Source organism: [Bacillus] enclensis (genome assembly GCF_001456935.1).
GTDB classification, from domain to species: domain Bacteria; phylum Bacillota; class Bacilli; order Bacillales; family Bacillaceae_B; genus Rossellomorea; species Rossellomorea enclensis.
Genome location: NZ_KQ758482.1, coordinates 468,324 through 474,323, shown reverse-complemented (window position 1 = coordinate 474,323; position 6,000 = coordinate 468,324). Strand labels below are relative to the sequence as shown.

10 protein-coding genes are annotated in these 6,000 nt (G+C 38.6%); all 10 read left to right on the top strand.

The genetic code is table 11. The annotated features are described in order from the left end of the window. The coding region (locus AS034_RS02300) for a GNAT family N-acetyltransferase (protein ID WP_162266017.1) at positions 1-305 on the top strand (305 nt) is incomplete at its 5' end. A 240-nt stretch (positions 306-545) separates the two neighbouring features. Then, positions 546-1,277 carry an alpha/beta fold hydrolase gene (locus tag AS034_RS02295; protein ID WP_058297369.1) on the top strand — a complete coding sequence of 244 codons (732 nt, stop codon included), beginning with the start codon at positions 546-548 and terminating at the stop codon, positions 1,275-1,277. A 170-nt stretch (positions 1,278-1,447) separates the two neighbouring features. Next, entirely contained in the window at positions 1,448-1,882 is a 435-nt protein-coding gene (locus AS034_RS02290) for a hypothetical protein (RefSeq protein ID WP_058297368.1), read from the top strand. Continuing rightward, on the top strand, positions 1,854-2,051 hold the full coding sequence (locus AS034_RS02285) for a hypothetical protein (RefSeq protein ID WP_058297367.1): 198 nt from the start codon (positions 1,854-1,856) through the stop codon (positions 2,049-2,051). Before AS034_RS02290 ends, AS034_RS02285 begins: the two co-directional genes overlap by 29 nt. A gap of 132 nt (positions 2,052-2,183) precedes the next feature. Further along, a complete protein-coding gene (locus AS034_RS02280; protein ID WP_336433360.1) occupies positions 2,184-3,050 on the top strand; it encodes a GNAT family N-acetyltransferase in 867 nt (288 codons plus the stop codon). Positions 3,051-3,237: 187 nt separating this feature from the next. Beyond that, positions 3,238-3,597 carry a DUF2750 domain-containing protein gene (locus AS034_RS02275; RefSeq protein WP_058297366.1) on the top strand — a complete coding sequence of 120 codons (360 nt, stop codon included), beginning with the start codon at positions 3,238-3,240 and terminating at the stop codon, positions 3,595-3,597. Between the two features lie 254 nt (positions 3,598-3,851). Then, positions 3,852-4,361, top strand: coding sequence for a DinB family protein (locus AS034_RS02270; protein ID WP_058297365.1), 510 nt, complete (start codon positions 3,852-3,854; stop codon positions 4,359-4,361). 577 nt (positions 4,362-4,938) lie between these two features. Beyond that, a complete protein-coding gene (locus AS034_RS02260) occupies positions 4,939-5,304 on the top strand; it encodes a DUF2089 domain-containing protein (protein ID WP_058297363.1) in 366 nt (121 codons plus the stop codon). Positions 5,305-5,316: 12 nt separating this feature from the next. Beyond that, on the top strand, positions 5,317-5,706 hold the full coding sequence (locus AS034_RS02255; RefSeq protein ID WP_058297362.1) for an SHOCT-like domain-containing protein: 390 nt from the start codon (positions 5,317-5,319) through the stop codon (positions 5,704-5,706). A 10-nt stretch (positions 5,707-5,716) separates the two neighbouring features. Further along, positions 5,717-5,998: a hypothetical protein gene (locus AS034_RS02250; protein WP_058297361.1), complete on the top strand. Its 282-nt coding sequence runs from the start codon at positions 5,717-5,719 to the stop codon at positions 5,996-5,998. Positions 5,999-6,000: the final 2 nt, after the last annotated feature.

The window sequence follows — 6,000 nt, the reverse complement described above, 5'->3', positions numbered from 1 at the left end:
ATACGGATGAATTCATCGGTGATGTCATGATTCCAGAAATAGCAGAAGGTTATCTTGGCGAAATTGGCTATCGCTTCATGAGGGAGCATTGGGGAAGCGGTTTTGCGTATGAAGCGGTTTCCGCGGTCATTGAGCATTGTAAAAGCACATTAAACTTTAAACGCCTATTTGCTACTATAGAAAATAAAATTATACCGTCAAAAAAGTTAATTGAAAAACTCGGATTTACTTTGGTGGCGGTGCTGCCTGAATCGCATTTACAAGGCAGAGTTGCCGATGTAGCTTACTATTCTCGGATAGTATAAGTATTCTTACGCTCTCCTGAGAAAAATGAAAAGACCGGTGAGGGTTTAAATTGGGGATATTTTTTGAAGAGGATTAGGCGGGAAGATATTAAAAGAGTATTTAGTCGTTGTGAATAATTGGCTTATTCCACAAAAAGGGGCGTGTGCTTAACAAGCAGCCGCCCTTTGTTCAAGTGAAGGGCAGGTTAATTGAAGAATACCTAGAATTACTTCTGTAATGACAAATTTTTGGAGGAGTTTATGACTGGAAGTGCTGTTGGTCAAAAAGTAAACTTAGAAGGTATTGAACTATATTATGAATACATAAAAAGTTGTACTGATAATTTAACAATCGTTTTTGAGTCTGGATATGGTTGGGACTTGAATAACTGGAATTCGATTAAAAACGATGTTTCAAAGTTTGCAAATGTATTCTTCTATGATAGGGACGGTATTGGGAGAAGCGAGAAGAGTAGCAAACCAAAACATAGTATGCAAATTATCAATAATCTGAGAAATTTACTCAAAGAAGCCGAAGTCAAACCTCCGTATCTACTAGTAGGGCATTCTTTCGGGGGTGTAAACGCTAGATTATTTGCTAATAGGTATCCAGAAGAGGTCGCAGGAGTAATTCTGTTGGATTCCGTTCACGAAGAACAAAATAAAAAGATGGTTCCATTATTTACAGAGAAAGTCCAAAAAGATTATTTAGGACAGTTTGCAGTAGAAGCTACACTAAGCGAGTTTGAAGAAAGTTTGGAGCAAGTAAAAGGAATAAAACTTGGAGAAATTCCTCTTCTTGTCATTACAGGCGGTACACAGTCCCATCATACAAACCAGTCTATGGCTCAATGGATGATGTTTCAGAAGGAACTTGCCAACCTCTCCACAACAAGTAATCACCTTGTTATTAAGGAGGCTGGACACGCCGTCCACATCGACGAACCTCAATTAGTTATAAATGCTATTAAGGAAATGAAGTCTAAACTATAAATGATTCTTCCATTATAGGTGGCAATAAGTGAAGATCAGCTAATGATCCGGCTATTGCCCTTATTCAATTTATGAGCAAGTTAACGGAATAAGCGAAACTAAAAATTGTTGGTCTTCGTCAAATTTATTAAGAAGAAACGGGGTGCAGTTTAGAGAGGGGGTAGTTAATAATGAAATTTTTAAAATTAGTTGCATATTGTGTAACGGCACTATTTTTATTCACAGGATGCCAATCAAGTGATAATGCTGCAATAGAAGTAAAAATGAAGAGTAATGAAGAATTGAAGGAAATTGCCGATACTTACACTTACGAGGATTATAAAAGGGTGCTTGAAGAGGCAGTGGCTGAAGCAAGTAAGTTTGAGAAAGACGGGAAATTAAACAAATGGATAATAAGGACTTTAGCCCAAGAAAAATTAAACTATGAAACCGATTTAACAGATGACCAAGTTTTAAAATTAGCAGAAAAATCTCTGGAAGAAGATAAAGTGTGGAAGTCCATTGCAGAAGATAAATACGACGTTACTGTTACTGAAGATCAAGTAGATAAGTATATCAAGGAAGGTCCTGATACTTTTGATTTACCCCAAACAAGCATATGCTGATGCTTTAGGCTTATCTCTAGAAGAACTTAACCACAATTTTGACAGGGACATTTATGAAAAGAATGTTATGTGGTTAAAACTCAAACCAGAGCTAGAAAAGAAATACGGCATCACAGATAATAATAAACAAGTTGAAAAATATGAAGAGGAAGTTGAAAAACAACTTTAGTACCCCTTGTTCCGCTAAAGGGGGCGTTTGCTTAACAAGCAGCCGACCTTTGTTCAAGCATAGGGCAGGATAGTTAAATAATTAAGAATGTATTTTAATATGATTATGTGAGGTACAAAGGGGAAATCCGTAATGGCTATATTCAAAAATTCAATATTAGAATTAGTGCAATTTAATAAAAGTGATATTAAGGATTTAATGGAGTTATCAGCATCAGTCGGGTGGGATTATGATGAATATGAGATTGGCACAGTCTTATCATCCGGTAAGATATTCGGACATAAGAATGCGGAGGGGAAAATTGTTTCTAGTGCGGCAATAGTCCTTTATGATAATAAGTTGGCTTCGATTGGTATGGTGATTGTTCATAAAGAGTATAGGGGAATGGGACTAGGGAAAGACGCTACCCAAAAGTGTCTAGATTTTACTTCAAGCAATACTTCAATTATGTTAATTGCAACCGAAGAAGGCAGACCCCTTTATGATAAAATGGGCTTTATAACTGTCGATTGTGTTCATAAGTTCCTTTGCGAGGGATATAAACCATTAAACAAAAGCGGGGATGTTACTATTGAAAGGTTCAATAGTAATAATATTACAGAAATTTTAAAGTTAGATAAGGCTGCATTTGGAGATAAAAGAAGCAAATTTCTCCAAAATAGAATAAACCAATCAGAACAATGCCTAGTAGTTAGAGATAACAAAGCGAACATTATTGGTTATGGAATATCTATTTTAGGACCAGTTAATCTGATATTAGGACCTATTGTAGCACCTGAGTCTCAAACAGCTGCTTTAATATTAGATAAGTTAGCTTCTAGACATCAAGGGAAATTAAGGATTGATGTGCCATCAGGCAATGAAGATTTTATGATATTTCTGGAGCAGCAAGGCTTTAAACAAGTGAGTCAACCACCAGTAATGGTGATTAATTTGCTGAAATGCCGCCTAGAAACAAAACATTATTCGGAATTGCTGCCCAGATTTTTGGCTAAATAAGATATTTCTTATGACCTCTAATCGGGCAGCATTTCTATAATAAACCTAACTTTGTGAAACCATGCACTTAAACTAAAGGGGGCGTTTGCTGAACAAGCAGCCGCCCTTTGTTCAAGTAAAGGGCAGAATACTTGAAGAAGGAAAGTGGAAAATATATTCTAAATTAAAACTTTGAGGGAATGTGAAAATGAGCCAATCATCAGCACAATATTATGCTTTTATAGAAGAAATATTAAAATGTAGAAAAGTGTGGGCGATAAAAGATGAACAAGGGTTTCCAAGCACGACAAATATCAATGGTCAAACATCAATCCCTTTTTGGTCATTGAAGTCGAGAGCAGAGAAAGTCATCAAAAATGTACCGACATTTAGTAATTTTCAACCACACGAAATTTCATTAGAAGATTTTATTAATAGATGGTTAAATGGATTAGAGAAGGACAGTTTATATGTTGGCGTTAATTGGAGTGGAAAAAGAGCAACAGGTTATGACATAAAGCCAAATGAAGTGCTTGAACGAATTAGATATGAGCAAAGTAAAAAGTGAAGTTGTTCCATTAACGGGCGCTATAGCTGAAGATCAGGCAGATGATCTTCAGCTTTTTTTATAGTTATAGGGAAGCTTAGGGGAAGAAAAGTGAATGAACCCATTACTAGCTGCATAAATCAGTTGTACAGAGATAATAATGTTTTTAATTTGGAATTATTATGGGGTAAAGATCATAAGTAAAGGAAATATCTTGGTGACAGTCGAATAGTAGACTAGAAGTATAATTAACTATTCCAATAAGGAGGATTCATGTGCGTCCTCGACCATTATGTATTGAAAATCCAGAACATGATAGGTATGTTAGTCTTGTGCCAGATGGAGATATTGAAGAAATACTTAGTAAGCAACGGACTAAGACGATTTCCCTCTTAAGCGGCGTGTCAGAGGAGTCAGCAGGGAAGGCGTACGCACCAGGGAAATGGACGTTAAAAGAAGTGGTTGGGCATATGACCGACTCGGAGCGTGTGATGTCGTATCGAATGCTGGCCATTGCACGAAATGAAAGTGAACCACTGCCAGCAATGGAACAGGATCAATACGTCTCTGCGGCGAACTTCAACAAATTATCCTGGGAGCAGTTACTGGCTGGTTTGGACGCGGTGCGCGCTAATACGTTAAGCCTTATTTCAACCATTGATGATGAAGCGTGGGTTCGCAGTGGAACTGTCATGAACAGCCCGGTTTCGGTAGATATCATTGCATATGGCATTGCCGGGCACGAGTTGCACCATTTGAACGTGATTCGGGATAAATACTTATAATTGGATTTGGGGTCTGACCCCCGGCACATGAAAGCGTTAGTGTGCCGGGGGACAGGCCCCGTTTCGTGACAGTGGATGGCATTTCTTCATCTTGAGTTAACTTTGCAGCCTGTATTCCCTTCATTAAATTTGGGGTATAGGCTGCTTATCTTTTCTATGTCCTCTTTCTGCCAGCTTTTATAATGAACATGGTTTGCAGAGTTGAATATATACTCCCAAAGAAAGTTAACGCGATGCCGCTTATGATAAAGCGTTTCCGGTTCATTTCTTGACCCAGATGCGTGAAATATAAGTGAACAAGTGTGCACGTGATCATTAATACGATGGTAGGCAGAGATTTTTTCATGTAAATACGCCTCTTTCTATGTATGTTACTTATTATTTTTTGCTTAAATTAAAAAAATATTCCTGAAAAGGGTGTCTTGATAAAAAAGTGATTATATTTTAAGGGAACATTAAATTATTTAATTATAAAATTAATTATTTTAATAAAAATATTAATAATATTAATTTTTGTCATTTACATATTTTGTTTATTGATATATAATCAAGACAAATAAAAGAAAGGACTTTCATTATGGCTTATAAAGTAATTACGAATTGTCCGGTCTGCAGTGAAACGATGAAGATTACAAAGCTTCAGTGTTCTCATTGTCAGACGACGATTGAAAATGAGTTTGAGTTATCGAAGCTGGCGTCGTTGTCGCCGGATCAGCTTCATTTTGTGGAAGTGTTTTTGATGTGCAGGGGGAATATCAAGGAAGTTGAGAAGGAGCTGGGGATTTCGTATCCGACGGTCCGGGGCAAGCTGACTGACATCATTTCATCTCTTGGTTATGTAGAGAAGAAGAAAAACGATGTTGACGAGAAGAAGGTTGTCACGATGCTCGAGAATGGCGAAATCACTCCGGAGGAAGCCATTAAGCTTTTAAAAAACGAATAGGGGGAACGTTCCATGAATGAGGAAATCACGAGAGTGTTGACGATGGTGCAGGATGGGAAAATCGACGCGGCGAAGGGGGCCGAACTGATCACTGTGTTGAAAGAGAAGGAAGCGACTGGTGTCAGGGTGGCAGAAAAGCCGGCAGCTTATGCAGACAAGACGCTGAAAGTCCGTGTCGTATCAGCCGAAGGTGACAACGTCGCAGCCAATCTGCCGATCAAGTTGATCAAGGCGGTCTTGAAGGCAGGACACAGCATTGCAGCGGGCATCCCGCAATCCGAGAAATATGTAAAGGATATCGACATCAACCTGATCACGGAAGCCATCGAGAATGAACTGGAAGGCCCGATTGTCGATGTGAAATCGGCAAACGGAGATACCGTTTCCGTCATCATCGAATAGGGAACTGCCGATGCTGCATATAAAAGTGAAATCAAACGACACCCGGTTCACCATCCCGATTCCATATGCCATCTTGAACGTCGGTATATCCATCCTATCCTCCAAGTTTTTTCACCAACGCCTCCATCATTGGACGAAAGAGCATTTTAAGAAAAAGCAGCTGGACTTTACGATCATGGACATCGACAGAAAAGCGTTGAAGCCCGTCTATAGGGAACTGAAAAAGCATAGGGGGCTTGTGCTTGTGGATGTGAAGGCGAAGGATGGGACGGAGGTTGTGATCAGGCTGTAATT